The sequence below is a fragment of the Streptomyces sp. NPDC055632 genome (assembly GCF_053618675.1).
The window spans coordinates 274,645-291,416 of the sequence record NZ_JBSHHY010000005.1; the positions used below are offsets into that span (position 1 = coordinate 274,645).

17 protein-coding genes and 1 riboswitch are annotated in these 16,772 nt (G+C 73.9%); of the genes, 10 read left to right on the top strand and 7 right to left on the bottom strand.

Going from position 1 to position 16,772, the window contains the following annotated elements; genetic code table 11:
• The first annotated feature begins 1 nt into the window (after nucleotide 1).
• The 4 genes from hpnH to ACWGSR_RS10420 all read left to right on the top strand — a co-directional run bounded on the left by hpnH (nucleotide 2) and on the right by ACWGSR_RS10420 (nucleotide 3,310).
• Nucleotides 2-1,024, top strand: coding sequence for an adenosyl-hopene transferase HpnH (gene hpnH, locus ACWGSR_RS10405; protein WP_376230795.1), 1,023 nt, complete (start codon nucleotides 2-4; stop codon nucleotides 1,022-1,024).
• A 7-nt stretch (nucleotides 1,025-1,031) separates the two neighbouring features.
• Entirely contained in the window at nucleotides 1,032-2,417 is a 1,386-nt protein-coding gene (locus ACWGSR_RS10410) for an aspartate aminotransferase family protein (protein ID WP_453565288.1), read from the top strand.
• 76 nt (nucleotides 2,418-2,493) lie between these two features.
• Nucleotides 2,494-3,114, top strand: a complete 621-nt coding sequence (locus ACWGSR_RS10415; RefSeq protein ID WP_453565290.1) for a helix-turn-helix domain-containing protein — start codon at nucleotides 2,494-2,496, stop codon at nucleotides 3,112-3,114.
• A 46-nt stretch (nucleotides 3,115-3,160) separates the two neighbouring features.
• Entirely contained in the window at nucleotides 3,161-3,310 is a 150-nt protein-coding gene (locus ACWGSR_RS10420) for a DUF6126 family protein (RefSeq protein ID WP_366374103.1), read from the top strand.
• 45 nt (nucleotides 3,311-3,355) lie between these two features.
• Here the strand turns inward: ACWGSR_RS10420 and ACWGSR_RS10425 are convergent, their stop codons facing one another.
• The gene (locus tag ACWGSR_RS10425; protein ID WP_366374106.1) at nucleotides 3,356-4,177 is read right to left on the bottom strand and encodes a tyrosine-protein phosphatase; all 822 of its coding nucleotides are present in this window, start codon (nucleotides 4,175-4,177) and stop codon (nucleotides 3,356-3,358) included.
• Nucleotides 4,178-4,593: 416 nt separating this feature from the next.
• A riboswitch (cyclic di-AMP (ydaO/yuaA leader) is annotated at nucleotides 4,594-4,753 on the top strand.
• Nucleotides 4,754-4,756: 3 nt separating this feature from the next.
• On the opposite strand from ACWGSR_RS10425, the gene ACWGSR_RS10430 reads away from it, so the two are divergent.
• Nucleotides 4,757-5,728 (top strand): M23 family metallopeptidase, encoded by a 972-nt coding sequence (locus ACWGSR_RS10430; RefSeq protein WP_376230798.1) that lies wholly within the window; start codon nucleotides 4,757-4,759, stop codon nucleotides 5,726-5,728.
• Nucleotides 5,729-5,887: 159 nt separating this feature from the next.
• Nucleotides 5,888-6,700: an SGNH/GDSL hydrolase family protein gene (locus ACWGSR_RS10435; RefSeq protein WP_366374110.1), complete on the top strand. Its 813-nt coding sequence runs from the start codon at nucleotides 5,888-5,890 to the stop codon at nucleotides 6,698-6,700.
• Here ACWGSR_RS10435 and ACWGSR_RS10440 read toward each other — a convergent pair.
• From ACWGSR_RS10440 to ACWGSR_RS10460, 5 genes are read right to left on the bottom strand one after another with little or no spacing between them, the layout of a single operon-like run.
• Nucleotides 6,687-7,547: an STM4011 family radical SAM protein gene (locus ACWGSR_RS10440; protein WP_432087094.1), complete on the bottom strand. Its 861-nt coding sequence runs from the start codon at nucleotides 7,545-7,547 to the stop codon at nucleotides 6,687-6,689. The two genes, ACWGSR_RS10435 and ACWGSR_RS10440, sit on opposite strands and share 14 nt — an antisense overlap.
• 9 nt (nucleotides 7,548-7,556) lie before the next feature.
• Complete coding sequence (locus ACWGSR_RS10445) at nucleotides 7,557-8,906, bottom strand: STM4012 family radical SAM protein (RefSeq protein ID WP_453565295.1); 1,350 nt, start codon at nucleotides 8,904-8,906, stop codon at nucleotides 7,557-7,559.
• Entirely contained in the window at nucleotides 8,903-9,724 is an 822-nt protein-coding gene (locus tag ACWGSR_RS10450) for an STM4013/SEN3800 family hydrolase (protein WP_453565415.1), read from the bottom strand. The genes ACWGSR_RS10445 and ACWGSR_RS10450 overlap by 4 nt, the downstream gene beginning before the upstream one ends.
• Before the next feature lie 11 nt (nucleotides 9,725-9,735).
• Nucleotides 9,736-10,956, bottom strand: a complete 1,221-nt coding sequence (locus tag ACWGSR_RS10455) for an STM4014 family protein (protein WP_453565298.1) — start codon at nucleotides 10,954-10,956, stop codon at nucleotides 9,736-9,738.
• Entirely contained in the window at nucleotides 10,953-11,912 is a 960-nt protein-coding gene (locus tag ACWGSR_RS10460) for an STM4015 family protein (RefSeq protein ID WP_453565300.1), read from the bottom strand. Before ACWGSR_RS10460 ends, ACWGSR_RS10455 begins: the two co-directional genes overlap by 4 nt.
• A gap of 238 nt (nucleotides 11,913-12,150) precedes the next feature.
• On the opposite strand from ACWGSR_RS10460, the gene ACWGSR_RS10465 reads away from it, so the two are divergent.
• The 3 genes from ACWGSR_RS10465 (at nucleotide 12,151) to ACWGSR_RS10475 (ending at nucleotide 14,598) form a co-directional block, all read left to right on the top strand.
• Entirely contained in the window at nucleotides 12,151-12,477 is a 327-nt protein-coding gene (locus ACWGSR_RS10465; protein WP_376230803.1) for a hypothetical protein, read from the top strand.
• Between the two features lie 181 nt (nucleotides 12,478-12,658).
• Entirely contained in the window at nucleotides 12,659-13,675 is a 1,017-nt protein-coding gene (locus ACWGSR_RS10470; protein WP_453565302.1) for a DUF6745 domain-containing protein, read from the top strand.
• Nucleotides 13,676-13,818: 143 nt separating this feature from the next.
• Nucleotides 13,819-14,598, top strand: coding sequence for an SIMPL domain-containing protein (locus ACWGSR_RS10475; RefSeq protein WP_453565304.1), 780 nt, complete (start codon nucleotides 13,819-13,821; stop codon nucleotides 14,596-14,598).
• Between the two features lie 149 nt (nucleotides 14,599-14,747).
• Here the strand turns inward: ACWGSR_RS10475 and ACWGSR_RS10480 are convergent, their stop codons facing one another.
• Nucleotides 14,748-15,359, bottom strand: a complete 612-nt coding sequence (locus tag ACWGSR_RS10480) for a TetR/AcrR family transcriptional regulator (protein WP_453565306.1) — start codon at nucleotides 15,357-15,359, stop codon at nucleotides 14,748-14,750.
• Between the two features lie 187 nt (nucleotides 15,360-15,546).
• On the opposite strand from ACWGSR_RS10480, the gene ACWGSR_RS10485 reads away from it, so the two are divergent.
• Nucleotides 15,547-16,746, top strand: coding sequence for an MBL fold metallo-hydrolase (locus tag ACWGSR_RS10485; protein ID WP_376230807.1), 1,200 nt, complete (start codon nucleotides 15,547-15,549; stop codon nucleotides 16,744-16,746).
• Nucleotides 16,747-16,772: the final 26 nt, after the last annotated feature.

A 16,772-nucleotide genomic window follows, 5' to 3' on the forward strand; every position in this document is an offset into this window, starting at 1 on the left:
TATGGCCATGCCGCTCCGCCAGTCCGTCCGGGTCGGGACCTACCTCTTCGAACAGAAGCTCCGCAAGCGCGACAAGTTCCCGCTGATCGTCGAGCTCGAACCGCTCTTCGCCTGCAACCTCAAGTGCGAGGGCTGCGGGAAGATCCAGCACCCGGCGGGTGTCCTCAAGCAGCGCATGCCGGTCGCCCAGGCGGTCGGCGCGGTCCTGGAGTCAGGCGCCCCCATGGTGTCCATCGCGGGCGGCGAGCCCCTGATGCACCCTCAGATCCACGAGATCGTGCGGCAGTTGGTGGCGAAGAGGAAGTACGTCTTCCTCTGCACCAACGCGATGCTGCTCCGCAAGAAGCTGGAGGACTTCACCCCCTCCCCGTACTTCGCCTTCGCCGTGCACATCGACGGGCTGCGCGAGCGCCACGACGAGTCCGTGGCCAAGGAGGGCGTGTTCGACGAGGCGGTGGCGGCGATCAAGGAGGCCAAGCGGCGCGGCTTCCGGGTCACCACCAACTCCACCTTCTTCAACACCGACACCCCGCAGACCATCATCGAGGTGCTCAACTACCTCAACGACGACCTCCAGGTCGACGAGATGATGATCTCGCCCGCCTACGCCTACGAGAAGGCCCCCGACCAGGAGCACTTCCTCGGCGTCGAGCAGACCCGGGAGCTCTTCAAGAAGGCGTTCGCCGGCGGGAACCGGCGCCGCTGGCGGCTGAACCACTCGCCGCTCTTCCTGGACTTCCTGGAGGGCAAGGCCGACTTCCCCTGCACCGCCTGGGCCATCCCGAACTACTCCCTCTTCGGCTGGCAGCGCCCCTGCTACCTGATGAGCGACGGCTACGTCCCCACGTACCGCGAGCTCGTCGAGGAGACCGACTGGGAGAAGTACGGCCGCGGCAAGGACCCGCGCTGCGCCAACTGCATGGCGCACTGCGGCTACGAGCCCACCGCCGTCCTCGCCACCATGGGCTCCCTCAAGGAGTCCCTGCGCGCGGTCCGGGAGACCGCCTCCGGGAACAGCAGGTGAGCGGCGCGTGACCGGCGGGTTCGACCTGCGGGCGCTGCTCGCCGAGCGCGGCGGCGAGCGGTACGAGCTGCACGCCCGGTACCTCAACCCGCAGCTCCCGCGCATGCTCCGCACCATCGGCTTCGACAAGGTGTACGAGCGGGCCGAGGGCGCCCACTTCTGGGACGCCGACGGGAACGACCACCTGGACATGCTCGCCGGCTTCGGCGTGATGGGCCTCGGACGGCACCACCCCGTCGTCCGCAAGGCCCTCCACGACGTCCTGGACGCCGGCCTCGCCGACCTCACCCGCTTCGACTGCCAGCCGCTGCCCGGCCTCCTCGCCGAGCGGCTGCTCGCCCACAGCCCCCACCTCGACCGGGTCTTCTTCGGCAACAGCGGCACCGAGGCCGTGGAGACCGCCCTGAAGTTCGCCCGGTACGCCACCGGGCGGCCCAGGATCGTCTACTGCGCCCACGCCTTCCACGGGCTCACCACCGGCTCCCTCTCCGTCAACGGCGAGCGGGGCTTCCGGGACGGCTTCGCCCCGCTCCTGCCGGACACCGCGATCGCCCTCGGCGACCTCGACGCCCTGGAGCGGGAGCTGCGGAAGGGGGACGTGGCCGGCTTCGTCGTGGAGCCCATCCAGGGCAAGGGCGTCCACGCGGCCCCGCCCGGCTTCCTGGGCGCGGCCCAGGAACTGCTGCACCGGCACGGCGCCCTGCTGATCGCGGACGAGGTGCAGACCGGCCTCGGCAGGACCGGCGACTTCTACGCGTACCAGCACGAGGAGGGCGTCGAGCCGGACCTCGTCTGCGTCGCCAAGGCGCTCTCCGGCGGCTACGTGCCGGTCGGCGCCACCCTGGGCAAGGACTGGATCTTCAAGAAGGTCTACTCGTCGATGGACCGGGTCCTGGTCCACTCCGCCAGCTTCGGGTCGAACGCGCAGGCCATGGCCGCCGGGCTCGCCGTCCTCTCCGTGATGGAGGACGAGGGCACGGTCGCCCGCGCCCGCCGGATCGGCGACCTGCTCTCCGGCCGGCTGAAGGAGCTGGTGCCCCGGTACGAGCTGCTCCACGAGATCCGCGGGCGCGGCCTGATGATCGGCATCGAGTTCGGCCGGCCGTCCTCGCTCGGACTGCGCGGCCGCTGGACGATGCTCCAGGCGGCCCGCAAGGGCCTCTTCGCCCAGATGGTCGTCGTCCCGCTGCTCCAGCGGCACAGGATCCTCACCCAGGTCTCCGGGGACCACCTGGAGGTGATCAAGCTGATCCCGCCGCTCGTCGTCGACGAGGCGGACGTGGACCGGTTCGTCACCGCCTTCACGGCGGTCATGGACGAGGCCCACGGGGGCGGCGGGCTGATGTGGGACTTCGGGAAGACCCTGGTCAGGCAGGCGGTCGCCCAGCGCTGACCCGAAACGGTCCTCCGGATTTTGCCTCTGGGGCAAGAAACTTGCCTCAGAGGCACGATCCTGGCGGAATGGACGCATGGACCACGTCCCCGGGGACCCTTCCCCGGACCCCGCCGCCCTGCCCGACGTCGCCCCGCAGCTGCGGGCCCAGCGCCGCCGCCGGGGGCTCACCCTGGAGGCCGCCGCCCAGCGGGCCGGCCTCTCGCCGGCCCACCTCTCGCGCCTGGAGACGGGGAACCGGCAGCCCTCGCTGCCGATGCTGCTCGCCCTGTCCCGCATCTACGGTACGACGGTCTCCGAGCTCCTGGGAGAGGCGCCCCCCGAGCGCGATCCCGTGGTCCGGGCCGACCGCTCCGAGCCCGTCGAGGCCGACGGCTGGATCTACCGCCAGGCGGGCGGCGCCGGACGCGCCCTCCAGTGCCTGCGGGTGCACGTGCCGTACGCCACCCGGGCCGACATCGTGCGCGTCCACCCCGGTGAGGAGTGGATCCACGTCCTGGAGGGCCGGGTGCGGCTCGCGCTCGGCGAGGCGGTCCACGTCCTCGACCCCGGGGACGGCGCGCACTTCGACTCGCTCACCCCGCACCGGATCGGTGCCGCCACCCCCGGCGGGGCCGAGCTGCTCTTCGTCCACACCCTGATGCAGAGCCCCGTCGCCGAGCTGTGCCTCGGCGACGGGACCCCGCACCGGCGCTGACCGCCGGAACGATTCTTCCGTGACGATTCTTCAGGAAAGAGTTGATATGTCCGAGAAGTCTTCATCCGTCACCGGCGAGGAGCGCGGGGAGGGCAAGTTCCCCAAGGGGCTGGTGCTCCGCCTCTTCGCCTACCTGGTCGCCGGTCACCTCTTCGCCGGCTTCCTCTACCTGCTCTTCGCGATGGGCGCGAAGTAGGGGCACCTCCCGGGCGCCGCGGGTCCTCGCGGCGCCGCGTGCTCCCTACGCCTCGGTGAGCAGGCGCTCCCGCAGCCGCTCGCGGGTCTCCGGAGACAGCGCGAGGCCTTCGGAGAAGTAGGCGTCCATCGAGCCCCAGGTCGCCTCGATCGTCTCGAAGGCGGCCCGCAGGTACTCCGCCCGCGCGTCGAAGAGCGGGGCCAGCAGCTCCATCACCTCGGGCCCCATGGCGTCCGGGGCGGTGGAGCTGCGGCGCACCTTGTAGCGGCGGTGCGGCTCGTTCGACTTCACGTAGTCGGCCTCGATCGCCGTCCGCTCCACCCCGACGGCGAGCAGGGTGATCGCGACGGCGAGCCCGGCGCGGTCCTTGCCCGCCGCGCAGTGCATCAGGGCCGGGACGCTCTCCTCCGCCATGGAGTGCAGGATCCGGCTGTGCTCCGCGGTCCGCTCCACCACCATCCGCCGGTACGACTCGGACATCCGGGCCGCCGCCCTGCCGTCGCCGAGGATCCCCCGCAGCTGCGCGGTGTCGCCGTCGCGCACCAGCTTCCAGAACTCCTTGCCGTCGGCCGGGTCGTTGAGGGGTATGTTCACGTTCCGCACGCCGGGCAGCTCGACGTCCGGGCCCTCGATCCGCCGGTCGGCCTCGTTGCGGAAGTCGAAGACCGTGTGCAGTCCGAGTCCGGCGAGGAAGGCGGCGTCGTCCTCGGTCGCGTGGGCGAGGTGGCCGCTGCGGAAGAGACGGCCGGGGCGGACCGCGCGCCCGTCCGTCGTCGGCAGGCCGCCCACGTCCCGGAAGTTGCGGACCTCCGCCAGCTCGGGCTCGTCGGCTTCTACGGGCGGGACCTGCGGCAGCTGCTGCGTCACGGATGCTCCTGGAAAGTCGGTGTTCGGATGCCCGACGCGAATCGGTTCCTGGGGCAATCATCCAGACGGGAGGGGCGTGGCGCACCCCCTCGGACGGGAATGAGTGATCTGTCCCAATTGGGGCGTTGAGTATGGCGCGCCCCTATTGAGCCATTGCGTATAACGCGCCCTGTTTGCAGGCGAGATGGGATTCGGCGCGTGAGCAGGGTCATAGAGGTGACGGATCGTGGCCGGGAGTCCGGCGCGATTTCCTTACGGGAAAAGGGAGTCGGAGGATCGTCGTCCACGGAGGGTGACCGGAATTCCGGGGGAACGATCTAGGGCGGAATGCCGGGACAAAACAGCGGCTTGTTCGCGCCGACTCCGCTCGTCTAGCGTCACGCTCAATCCGGACGGACCGCCGAATCCTGCCACCGCCCGGAATTCCACCCATCCCATGCGTGGCAGGAGCGGGGGACCCAGGAAGTACGCCGGTCCCGCGATGCAGGACGGCTCGGGGTGAAGCCGCGCGAGAGCGCGGCCGGGCATCTCCAGTCCGAACCCGACAGCTCACCTCGCAGGCGCCGGAGAGGATTCGCCATGCCCGCGAAGGGTAAGCACCGCCGTCCCAAGAACAACCCCCTCGCCCGCGGTTTCGCCGCCGCCGGTACGGGAGGCGCCGTCGTCGCCCTCCCACTCCTCGGCGCCACGGGGGCCCACGCCGCCGAGCAGGCCGCCCCGGCCCCCGCCTCCGTCCAGTCCGCCGTCACCGCGCACGTCGTCGCGGCGAAGGCCGCCCCCGCGAAGGCCGCCGCCGAGACCGGCCCCCGGACGTACTCCGTCGTCCCCGGCGACTACCTGTCGAAGATCGCCACCGACCACCACCTCGAGGGCGGCTGGCAGAAGGTGTACGAGGACAACCGCCGGACCATCGGCGCGGACCCCTCCCTCATCCTGCCCGGCATGAAGCTCACCATCGGCGCCAAGGGCTCCGCCCCCGCCGGCCCGAAGAGCACCCACAGCGCCCAGGAGTCCGGCAAGAACGGCGACGACGCCCCCCGCGCCTCCCGCGAGAACCGCCGCGCCGCCGCCCCGGCCGCCGCCACCCCGAAGGCCGCGGAGCGCTCCACCGGCTCCTCGTCCTCCACCGGTTCCACCGCCTCCTCCTCCGGCTGGGTCGCCCCCGTCACCGGCGGCTTCTCCACCCCGTACCGCGCCTCCGGCTCCATGTGGTCCTCCGGCTACCACACCGGCGTCGACTTCATCGCCTCCTCCGGCACCACCGTCCGCGCCGTCGGCGCCGGCACGGTCGTCTCCGCCGGCTGGAGCGGCTCGTACGGCAACGAGGTCGTCATCAAGCACGCGGACGGCAACTACTCGCAGTACGCCCACCTCTCCTCCCTCTCGGTCTCGGCCGGGCAGAGCGTCAGCGGCGGGCAGCAGATCGGCCTCTCCGGCTCCACCGGCAACTCCACCGGCCCGCACCTGCACTTCGAGATCCGCACCACGCCGAACTACGGCTCGGACGTCGACCCGCTGGCCTACCTGCGCCAGCACGGCGTCTCCGTCTGACGCTCCGGGGGACACCCCTTTCCGACGGCCCGGCACACCCGTGCCGGGCCGTCGGCCTATTCCGACTTGGGGGAATCTTTATCGGTGGCATATGTCACCCGCCGTCAACCCCTCCTTACGGTCGCGTAGGTCACACGCGAAAGGGAAGGATGTGCCCCCGTGGCAGACGATTCGAGATCAAGAGACAAGAACGCATTCGGGTCGTACGCGGCGATCGGTGACAGCTTCACCGAGGGCGTCGGAGACCCCGGCCCCGACGGGACGTACGTCGGCTGGGCGGACCGCTTCGCGGTCCTGCTCGCCGACCAGCTGCCGGAGCACGACGCCTTCCGCTACGCCAACCTGGCCGTACGCGGGCGCCTCCTCGACCAGATCGTGGCGGAACAGGTCCCCCGGGCGAAGGAACTCGCCCCCGACCTGGTGACCTTCTGCGCGGGCGGCAACGACATCATCCGCCCCGGCACCGACCCGGACGACGTGGCCGAGCGCTTCGAGCGCGCCGTCGCCGAACTGACCTCCGCCGTCGGGACCGTCATGATCACCACCGGGTTCGACACCCGCGACGTCCCCGTGCTCCGGCACCTGCGCGGCAAGATCGCCACCTACACCGCGCACGTCCGCGCCATCGCGGACCGCCACGGCTGCCCGGTCCTCGACCTGTGGTCCCTGAAGTCCGTGCAGGACAGGCGGGCCTGGGACGGCGACCGGCTGCACCTCTCGCCCGAGGGACACACCCGGGTCGCCCTGCGCGCCGCCCAGGTCCTCGGCCTGCCGGTGCCCGCCGACCCCGACCAGGTGTGGCCGCCGGTCCCGCCGCGCGGCTCCCTCGAAGTGCGCCGCGACAACATCCAGTGGGCGCGGGAGTACCTCGTGCCCTGGATCGGGCGCCGGCTGCGCGGCGAGAGCTCCGGGGACCACGTCGAGGCCAAGCGCCCCGACCTGATGCCCCTCGGCGACCTCATGCCCCTGTAGCCGGCGGCGCGGCGGGGATCCGCTCCAGGACCCCGCCCGCGAACACGTCGTACAGCGGCAGCGTCTCCAGGTGGACGTAGCCGATGTGGCAGTCGCAGACGGCGAGGGGGCAGGCGCGGGGGCGCAGGGCGGCGCGGTACGAACCGTCGTACAGGTTCCCCAGTTCGGCCTTGACGAAGTGGCAGCGCCGCACCGTCCCCGCGCCGTCCACCGAGATCACCGACTCGCCGGTGCGGCAGGGCAGCCCCGCCGAGCGGTGCGGATGCCGGCTGTACGGGAAGAGCGGGTCGAGCTCCGTCCACCCGTCGGCCTCCGCGTCGGTGTACGCGTGCCCCTCGGCCGCGTTCACCCACAGGTACACGTGCGGCGGCAGCGCGTCCCGCAGCCGCCGCGCGTGCTCCCGGTGCTCCGGAAGGCCCACCACGCCCACGCTGAACCGCACGCCCCGCTCCGCCAGGTCGTGGCACTTGGCGAGGAAGCGCTCGTACGGCGTCTGCCCGGGGTGGTACGTGCACCAGAGGGCCACGCCCTCCGGGTCCGCGTCCGCCAGCCAGTCGGTCCGGCAGCTCAGATTGGTCTGGATCGCCACCCGCTCGACGTGCGGCAGCCGCGACAGCTCGACGAGCGCCCGCCGGTACCAGGAGCGCACCAGGCCCTCGCCCCACGGAGTGAACAGGATCCGCAGCCGGTCACCGGTCTGCGCGGCGGCCCACCCGGTGAACCGTTCGAGCGCCGCCCGGTCCGCGCGCAACTGCTCGCGGCTGTCCCGGCGCTTGGCGAAGGGGCAGTACGGACAGTCGTAGTCGCAGGAGGAGAGCGGCCCCCGGTAGAGCAGCGTCAGGTCCACGGCCGCCCCCTACTTCGGCTCGTACGCGGCCATCGCGGCCCGCACCCCGGGGGAGAACAGCTCCGGGCCGAGCCCGTCCGAGTGCGCCAGCCCCTCCGGCGAGAGCCGCAGCAGCCCCGCCGGGGCCTCCCCGTCCAGCCAGCCGAGCGCCTCGAACCGGCCCAGCTCGTCGGGGAAGTCCGCGAACGGCGAGGACCCGAACCGCTCCTCGTACCCGGCGACCGGCATCCCCTCCGCCTGGAGCAGCGACTGCAGCAGATGGCGGCGGCGCGCCTCCCCGGCGTCGACCCACCGGCCCACCCGGGCGCGCGAGAAGTCGCCGGTCTCCGTGTAGGCGTCGATGATCGAGCGGATCTCCCGCATGTCGACGGCGTAGTCGAAGGAGTAGTGCAGGGCCGAGGTGTACGAACGGGCCCCGCAGCCGAGGCCGATCATCCCGTCCGTCTGGCAGGCGTAGTCGTCCGGGCCGAGCGGCGCCGCGTCCCGCCGCCGGAACATCCGCATCGACACCTGCTCGTAGCCGCGCTCCAGGAGGTGGTCGCGGCCGTGGCGGTAGAGCCGCAGCCGCCGCTCGTCCCACTCCCGGTCGTCCTCGGGGGGCGTCCGGCCCAGACCGGTCAGCGGCCGGACGTACAGCGGGTAGAGGTACAGCTCCTCCGGGCGCCAGGCCAGGGCAGCGTCCAGGGAACGGCGCCAGGACTCCTCGGTCTGCCCGTCGATCCCGTAGATCAGGTCGACGTTGAGCACGGGGACGCCGGTGTCCCGGATCCGGCCGAGCGCCGCCTCGACGTCCGCGCGCCGCTGCGGCCGGACCGCCGCCCGCGCCTCGGCCTCCACGAAGCTCTGCACCCCGATGCTGAGCCGGGTCGCGCCCCGCTCCGCGAGCACCGCGAGCCGGTCGGCGGTCGCGGTCGCGGGCGAGGTCTCCACGGACAGCGGCACCGCCCGCAGGTCCGCGCCCATGCGCTTCTCCGCGATGTCGCAGAGCCGCTCCAGCTCGGCGGCGGTCAGGAAGGTGGGCGTGCCCCCGCCGAACGCGGCCGTGGCGAACCGCACCGGCTCCGCGTCCCCGAGCGCCTCGCGTACGGCGGCCGCCTGCCGGTCGAGGGCGTCCAGGTAGCGGGTGGTCAGCTCGCCGGGCGCGCCGATCCGGGTGAAGAGGTTGCAGAAGCCGCAGCGGACCTCGCAGAACGGCACGTGCGCGTAGAGCGAGAGGGCGTCCTTCGGCTCCCCGGCCCAGAGCGCGGCGAGCTCCGGGGACCCGGGCAGCTCACGGTACGCGGTCTTGTGCGGGTAGGCGTAGACGTAGCTGCGGTACGGGCGGGGGGCGGGCGCGGGGGTGCGGGTACGGGTGCTCACGCGGTGGCCTCCTCGTCCGGGCCCGGCAGGACGAACTGCGCGTACGGCACCGTCCACACGACCTCGTGGCCGAGCCGGTGACCGGTGAAGCCGTCCTCCCCGTACGCGGTGCCGTGGTCGGAGCAGACGATCGCGAAACAGGGGCGCCGGGAGCCCATCGCGGCGAAGAGCCGCCCGATGTGCCGGTCGACGTACTCCAGGGCCGCCGCGTGCGTCTCCCGGGAGTCGCCCGCCTCGCGGGTCGCCCCCGGCAGGTGGAACCAGTTGGGCTGGTGCAGCGCCGACACGTTGACGAAGAGGAAGAGCAGCTCCTCGCGCGGGAGTCCGGCCACGACCTCCTCGGCGCGCTCGATCTGGGACTCGAACGAGGTCGGCGACGCGACGCCGAAGGAGGGCTCCCAGTGGCTCTCCCGGAAGAGCCCGGGGAGCACGGAGCCGAGCGGCGGTCGCTTGTTGAAGAAGCCCACCCCGCCGACGCAGACCGTCCGGTACCCCTTGTCCGCGAGGGCGGAGACGAAGTCCGGGGTGTCGTGGACCCAGGTGCCGTCGGCGGTCGACTCGCTCCCCGCGAACCGGGCCGCGAACAGCCGGGGATGGGGTCCCTGGGCGGCCGGGGTCGGCAGGAAGCCGGCGAAGATCGCCTGGTGGGAGGCGTAGGTGAAGCTTCCCGGCGCGTGCCGTCGCTCCCAGGCGCCGCCGGGCAGGTGCCGGGCCAGGTTCGGGATGCGGCCCGCGGCCGCCAGCTCGGCGGCCACGTCGTACCGGAGCGTGTCGAGGGTGACCAGGAGCAGGTCGTGGCTGCCGACGATCGCGTTCATGTCGGGCTGGTTCACGCGGTGCTCGTTCCTGTGGTGCGGGGGGTGCTTGCGGTGCTTGCGGTGCTTGTGGTGCGAGGAGTGGGGGTGGTGCGGGTGTCGTCCGGGGTGCGGACGGCGTTCGGGTCGCGCGGCGTACGGGGGAACAGCGCGGCCACCTGGGCCGCGTAGGTGTCGAGGCCCTCGGCCCCGCCGCCGGGCAGCCCCGTGAGCCGGGGCAGCAGGTCGCCGAAGGCGTTGACCTCGCCCACGGCGAAGCGGCGCCAGCCGGACGCGGGCAGCAGGTCGACGCCCACGCACCGGGTGCCGGGGAACGCGGCGGCGGCCCGCTCGCACACCTCCAGCGCGTCCGTCCACCGCGCGCCGGCGGCGGCGATCGCGGCCCGCGCCGCGTCCAGGTCGCCCCGGGCCCCGCCCAGGTGCAGATTGGTCATGGGGGAGCGGCTGGTGCGGAGCACCGCGTGGGTGGCCCGCCCGTCGACCACCACCACCCGCAGGTCGGCGGCCCGTCCGTCCTGGACGGCCTTCGGCAGCCACCGCTCGACGTGCAGGCCGTCGGGGGCCAGGGCGTCCACGATCGCGGCGACCTCGGCCTCGCTCGTGTAGCGCCGCACCCGCAGAGAGTTGAACAGCCGCCCGTCCGGATCGCGCTCCACCGAGGTGGTGGCCCGGACCCGGCCCGCGCCGTTCGTCTCCACCGCGAGCACCCCCGAGGCGGAGGAGCCGTGCGCGAGCTTCACGAACACCCGGCGCATCCCGGTCCCGGCCGTCAGCGCCCGGACGTCCGCCCAGCCGCGCACGGCCGGCGCGGCGGCGCCGGAGGTCGGCGACTCGGGCACCGGCACGCCGGCCGCCCGCAGCCGGCCGTGGGTCAGCCGCTTGTCGAACAGGACCGGCAGCTCGGCGGGGTCGTCGACGAGGGCGGCTCCCGCCTCCTCGACGTTCCGGGCGAGGTCCGCCACGGCGGCGGTGAACCGCCCGTACCAGCGGCCGGTGCCCTCGACCCGGGCCGGGTCGCCGACCCCGCGCAGCAGCCGGTCGGTCTCCGGCTCCTCGCCGGGCGAGTCCAGGCGCACGGTCTCGCCCGCCGCGAACCGGGCCCGGCCCCGCAGCACGTCCGGCCAGGACACGACCCGTGCCCCGGGCAGCCCGGCGGACCGCAGCGCGTCCTGGAAGAACGCGACGCGGCGGCCCGCCGGAACGCCGACGACCACGGGGCGCGGGCCGGAGGTCATTCGGCGACCGCGACGTACCGGTGGACCTCGCCGTCGCCGTCGTCCTCTCCCGCCTGGGCGTCGTCCAGGACCACGGTCACGCCGTGCGGGACGAGCGCGGCCTTCAGCCGCTCCTGCATCGGCTCCGAGAGGTAGTGGTGCGAGAGGTCGAGGTGCGAGAGGTGGGTCAGGGGCTGCCCGTCGAGCAGGGCCGTCGCGCCCTCGTCGGTGAGCACGCCCATGGACAGGTCCAGCCGCTCGATCCGGGCCACGACGGGCGCGCCCGCCACGGCCGCGGCGATCGCGTCCTCGATCACGCTGTTGCGCAGGCCCAGGTGGCGCAGGGCGGGGAAAGACGTGCCGGCGAGCAGCGGCGCCAGGTCCTCGGGGGTGCTGTCGCCGCCGTACTCGTCGGTGCCGAGCCAGAGTTCCAGGTTCTCCAGGGCGGGCAGGTCGCTGCCGACGATCCCGCGCACGACCTCGGCGCCGAGGCCGCCCGTCTCCACCACCAGGTTCTCCAGGGCGGCGTGCCGGACCGACGGGAAGACCAGGTCCGTGCCGCCGCGCACCCCCAGCTCGCGCAGCGCGGGGTAGGCGGCGAGCAGCGGCGTCACGTCGGACTGGACGATCCAGGAGATCTCGCAATCCTCGAAGGTCATGTCGCCGAGGAAGACCGCCTCCAGGCCGGTGAGCCGGTTGTTGGCGCCCATCAGGGCGGCGACGATGCCGGCCGACGAGATCTCGTACGGCTCGTCCCAGCCGCCGACGACGAGCGCGCGCACCCGCGAGGCGTCGACCGCCTTCAGGAACCGCTCGAAGCGCGCGCCCCAGTCCTCGTCCCCGGGGTCGGAGTACGTCGGCGCGGAGATCCGCCAGGCGACCCCGGCCGCGTCGGGCAGTTCGACCGGCGCGGCCGCGTCCGGGAACTCGAAGACGGGAAGGCCGTGGAACTCCTGCAGGTGGTGGCCGATGGTCATGACGGTGCTCCAGAGGACGGACGGCGTGTGTCGCTGAACCCCTGAGTTCTACCAAGCGGCACCGACAGGGGCCCGCGCCGGGTGCCACCCGGGCCCGGACCGGCCGCCGGACGGGACCGAACCGCGTGTCGCCCGGGCCCGGACCGGCCGCCGGGCGGGCCCGGGGCCGATTGTCAGTGCCGGCCCCTAGCGTCGTTCCCGTGTTCGGCCGACCGTGCCGAACGGGGAGGGGACAGCCATGTACCGGCAGGGAGACGTGCTGATCGCGTCCGTCGACGAGACGGCCGTTCCGGAGCGCGCGAGGACGGCGGCGGGGGAGCCGAGGGACGCCCGGGGCCGTCTCGTCCTCGCCTTCGGCGAGGTCACCGGACACGCCCACGCGATCCCCGGCCCCGGCCGGCTCGTGCGGGAGCCGGGGCCCTACGGCCCCTTCCTGCTCGAACTGCCCGAGGGCGGCCGGGTGGTGCACGAGGAGCACGCCCCGATCCCGCTGCCGAAGGGCTGGTACCGGGTGGTGCGCCAGCGGGAGTACGTGCCCGGCGCGTACCGGATCGTCGCGGACTGACGCACCGACCCGTCGACACACCGGTCCATCGAGATTCACCGATTCACCGACGCACCGATTCACCGATTCACCGATTCACCGACGCACCGACGCACCGACGCACCGCTCCACCGACACACCGACACACCGCTCCACCGACGCACCGACCCGTCGACCTGAGGAACCCGGGGGACACCGAGAGATGAACCGCACCACCGCACAGGACAAGTGGCGGGCCGTCGCCGCGGCCACCGGGCCCGCCGACCGCGCCGCCGCCGAGGCCGGCGTCCGGCTCGCCTACCGCACGGCGGGCCTCGCCGAGCCGGAGCGCGTCCTCTGGGCGGACTCGCCGCTCGCCGCCGTCGCGCTCCTGGACGGCCTGGCGGACCGGGGCCGGTCCGTACGGGAGGAGGTGCGCACCCGGCCGTGGGCCGAGGAGCGCCGCCGCCTCCACGACGCGCTCGGCCCGGCGGGCTGGGCGGCCCACTGGCAGGCGACGGGGGCGGCGCTCTGGGACCTCAACCGGGCCCTCGCGGACCGGATACGGACCGCGGTGACGGAGGCCCGCGGGGCCGCGGAGGACGGCGGCGGTCCGGGCGGGACCCGTCTGGTGCTGCTCGACGCCGTCCTCGGCCAGCACGACGCCGCCTGGCTCGCCGCCTTCGACGGGCACGGCGAGCGCCTGGCGGGACTCGCCGCCGTCGCCGCGCACGCGGGCTGGTGGTGGCCGTACGAGAACGTCGCCGTGGTCTGCGAGCGGCCCGCCGAGCTCCACCGCGACGAGGCGGGGCGCCTCGACCGGGGCGACGGGCCGGCGCTCGCCTACCCCGACGGGTTCGCCCTCCACGCCTGGCGGGGCATGACGGTCTCCGCCGCCTTCCTGGCCGGCCTGGAGGACCTCACCCCCGAGCGGATACGCGAGGAGGAGAACGCCGAGCTGCGGCGCGTGATGTTCGAGCACTACGGCTACGACCGCTACCTCGCCGTCTCCGGGGCCCGGCACGAGCACCGCGACGAGACGGGCGTCCTGTGGCGGATCGAGCTGGACGACGACGAGGACGTGGCGATGGTCGAGGTCGTCAACTCCACGCCCGAACCGGACGGCACCCACCGCACGTACTGGCTGCGGGTGCCGCCCGCGACCCGGACCGCGCGGGAGGGGGTCGCCTGGACCTTCGGCCTCCGCCCCGAGGCGTACGAGCCGCTCGTCCAGACCTGAGCCGTGTGCCCCGGTGGCGGTACCCGGCTGGTACGGACAGGGGAAGGGGGACGCCGGTCAGGAGTGGCGCACGGGACGCGGCGGCGCCGGGTGCTGGGATGTGCCCGCCGGAGCCCCGGCACCCACATCCGAAGGGACCGCCTGTGACGACCCCCCGGCCACGCGCCGCCCGTACCTCCCGCACCTTCCGTCTGCTCGCCGCCACCGCTCTGCTCGGCGGCCTCCTCGCCGGCACCGCCGCCCCCGCCCTGGCCGCCGCGCCCGCCGGGACGCCCCGCCCCGCCGCCCGGGAGGCCGCGCCCGCCACGGTCACCGTCGCCGGGCACGGACGCGCGTCCGCCGCGCCCGACCTGGCGATCCTGTCCATCGGGGTCGAGGCCAGCCGGGCGACGGCGAAGGAGGCGATGGCGGCCCAGAAGACTGCGGCCGAGGCCCTCCTCGCGGTGCTGCGCAAGCAGCGGATCGCCGATCGGGACATCCGTACCGACAGCCTCTCGCTGGCCCCGGTCTACACCCAGAGCGCCGAGGGGGAGAGCCGGGTGACCGGCTACCAGGCCGGCCAGGCCTTCTCCGTGAAGGTCCGTGAGATCGACAGGACCGGGCAGGTCGTCGGCGCCGTCAACGACGCCACCCGGGACGCGGGCCGGATCAACGGCGTCGTCTTCGACGTGGCCGACCCGTCCGCGCTGCGGGCCAAGGCGCGGGAGGCCGCCTTCCGGGATGCGTACGACAAGGCCGCGCAGCACGCCCGGCTCAGCGGCCACCGGCTCGGCCGCCTCGTCTCGCTGAGCGAGGGCGAGTCCGTGCGCCCCGGCCCCGGCGGGGCCGTGCCCACCCTCGCCGCCGAGGACTCGGGCGTCCCCATGGCCCCCGGCGAGATCGAGGAGCAGATCACGGTCTCGGCGGTCTTCGAACTGCTCTGACGGACGCCGGGGCCCGCCGAACCGGCTCCGGCGGATCAGCAGCCCTGCGGACCGCCCGCCGAACCGGCTCCGGCGGATCAGCAGCCCTCCGGACCGCCCGCTCCCTCCGGCTCCGGCGGATCGGGATCCCTCCGGACCGCCCGCTCCCCTCACTCCCGGCGTTCCCCGTCCGGAAGGCCCAGCTCCCGGGCGAGGGCGGCGTCGGCCCAGCGGAGCATCGCGGTGCGGGAGAGGGGACCGGCGTAGGCGGTGGTCTGGACGGCGAGGCCGTCGAGGAAGGCGGTGAGCCGCCAGGCCGCCTCGGCCGGGTCCGGGCAGGAGAACTCCCCGGCTGCGGCCCCCTCCGCGATCACCCGGGTCAGCGCCGCCTTCCACTCCTGGTCGAGGGAGGCGGCGACCCGGCGCAGCTCCGGGTCGCGCAGCGAGGCGGCCCAGCCCTCGATCCACAGCCGCCAGCCCTTGGCCTGCCCGGTCGGGGCGTACCAGCGGACCGCCGCCCGCAGCCGCCGCACCGCCGTGGTGCGCCGGCCGAGCAGCCGCCGCAGATGGGCCAGGTCGGCCTCGGCGGCGTGCGCGAAGGCGGCCGCGACCAGCTGCTCCTTGGAAGCGAAGTGGTAGAGCACGAGCGCGTTGCTCACGCCGAGCGCGGAGGCCACGTCGGCGATCCGCACGGCGGCGGACCCGCGCGCCTCGATCTGCTCCACGGCGGCCCGCAGCAGCTCCTCCCGCCGCTCGGCCACGCTCAACCGCACTCTCGTCACGCCCGGCAGCCTACACAGCACATGACAAGAGCATGATCACAAAAAACACCGGTGCGTGCCCGCGTCCAAACCCTCCGTCACCACTCGCTCCCGCCACCGGCGTCCGCCGGGACCGGGCCCGGCACCGCCCCCTCCCTCCCTCCACGGGCCGCCCATAATGGAATGACCCCAGAGATCAGGAGGTCCTGTGACCGGCACCGGCTCAGACCGTTCGCCACGGGCCGGGCTGCGCGCCCTGCGCCCCGAGTCCTTCGGCGCGGAACCCACCGGCGAGCGCCTCGCCCGGATCCGGCGCTCGCCCAACTTCAGGGACGGGATCTTCCAGAATCCCGAGCAGGCCCGGCGCGGCCCCTCCGGTTCGACCGTCGAGCTCGCCAGGACCTACTTCGAGAAGGAGGGACGCGCCCGCCGGGCCCCCACCGGCGCGATACCCGTCCACCCCACCACCGTGGCCGACCTCGCGCGGCCCCCGGCCACCGGCCTGCGCCTCACCTGGATGGGACACTCCGGCGTCCTCGCGGAGATCGACGGCCACCGGGTCCTGTTCGACCCGGTCTGGGGCGACCGCTGCTCCCCGTTCCCGTTCGCAGGGCCCAAGCGGCTCCACCCGGTGCCCGCGTCGCTCGCCGCGCTCGGCCCGGTCGACGTGGTGGTGATCTCGCACGACCACTACGACCACCTCGACCTGCCGACGATCAAGGAGCTCGCCACCACCGACACGCTCTTCGCGGTGCCGCTCGGCGTCGGCGCGCACCTGGAGCACTGGGGCGTGCCCGCCTCCCGGCTGCGAGAACTGGACTGGAACGAGTCCACCGAGATCGGCGACCTGACCCTCACGGCCACCCCGGCCCGCCACTTCTGCGGCCGGGGCCTGCGCAACAGGCAGCACACCCTCTGGGCCTCCTGGGTCGCGCGGGGGCCCGAGCACCGCGTCTTCCACAGCGGCGACACCGGCTACTTCTCCGGCTTCCGGGACATCGGCGCGGCCCACGGCCCCTTCGACGCCACCATGATCCAGCTCGGCGCCTACTCGGAGTTCTGGCCCGACATCCACATGACCCCCGCCGAGGGCATGCGCGCCCACCTGGACCTCCAGGGCGGCGGCCCGGCCGGCGTCCTGCTGCCGATCCACTGGGGCAGCTTCAACCTCGCCCCGCACCCGTGGGCGGAGCCGGGGGAGTGGACGAAGGACGCGGCGGAGGAGGCGGGCCAGGCGGTGGCGTTCCCCCGCCCCGGCGAACCGTTCGAACCGGCGGGGAAGCTGCCGTCCGACGCCTGGTGGCGGGCCTTCTCCCACCCGGTCGCACGCCCGTGGCGCCGCCCCCGCCCCGTCGGGACCGCGCCCGAGCCGCGCGGCGACCTGGACCTCGCGGTGGGGGAGCGGTGACGTTCGGAAGGTCTCCGTCGACGGGG

Bases quoted from the DNA above. Each gene is read 5' to 3' on its own strand.
- ACWGSR_RS10470 (WP_453565302.1), top strand. From the start codon at position 12,659: ATGAACCGCACCACCGCACAGGACAAGTGGCGGGCCGTCGCCGCGGCC.
- ACWGSR_RS10465 (WP_376230803.1), top strand. From the start codon at position 12,151: ATGTACCGGCAGGGAGACGTGCTGATCGCGTCCGTCGACGAGACGGCC.
- ACWGSR_RS10420 (WP_366374103.1), top strand. From the start codon at position 3,161: ATGTCCGAGAAGTCTTCATCCGTCACCGGCGAGGAGCGCGGGGAGGGC.
- ACWGSR_RS10450 (WP_453565415.1), bottom strand. From the start codon at position 9,724: ATGAACGCGATCGTCGGCAGCCACGACCTGCTCCTGGTCACCCTCGAC.
- ACWGSR_RS10455 (WP_453565298.1), bottom strand. From the start codon at position 10,956: ATGACCTCCGGCCCGCGCCCCGTGGTCGTCGGCGTTCCGGCGGGCCGC.
- hpnH (WP_376230795.1), top strand. From the start codon at position 2: ATGGCCATGCCGCTCCGCCAGTCCGTCCGGGTCGGGACCTACCTCTTC.
- ACWGSR_RS10460 (WP_453565300.1), bottom strand. From the start codon at position 11,912: ATGACCATCGGCCACCACCTGCAGGAGTTCCACGGCCTTCCCGTCTTC.
- ACWGSR_RS10415 (WP_453565290.1), top strand. From the start codon at position 2,494: ATGGACCACGTCCCCGGGGACCCTTCCCCGGACCCCGCCGCCCTGCCC.
- ACWGSR_RS10430 (WP_376230798.1), top strand. From the start codon at position 4,757: ATGCCCGCGAAGGGTAAGCACCGCCGTCCCAAGAACAACCCCCTCGCC.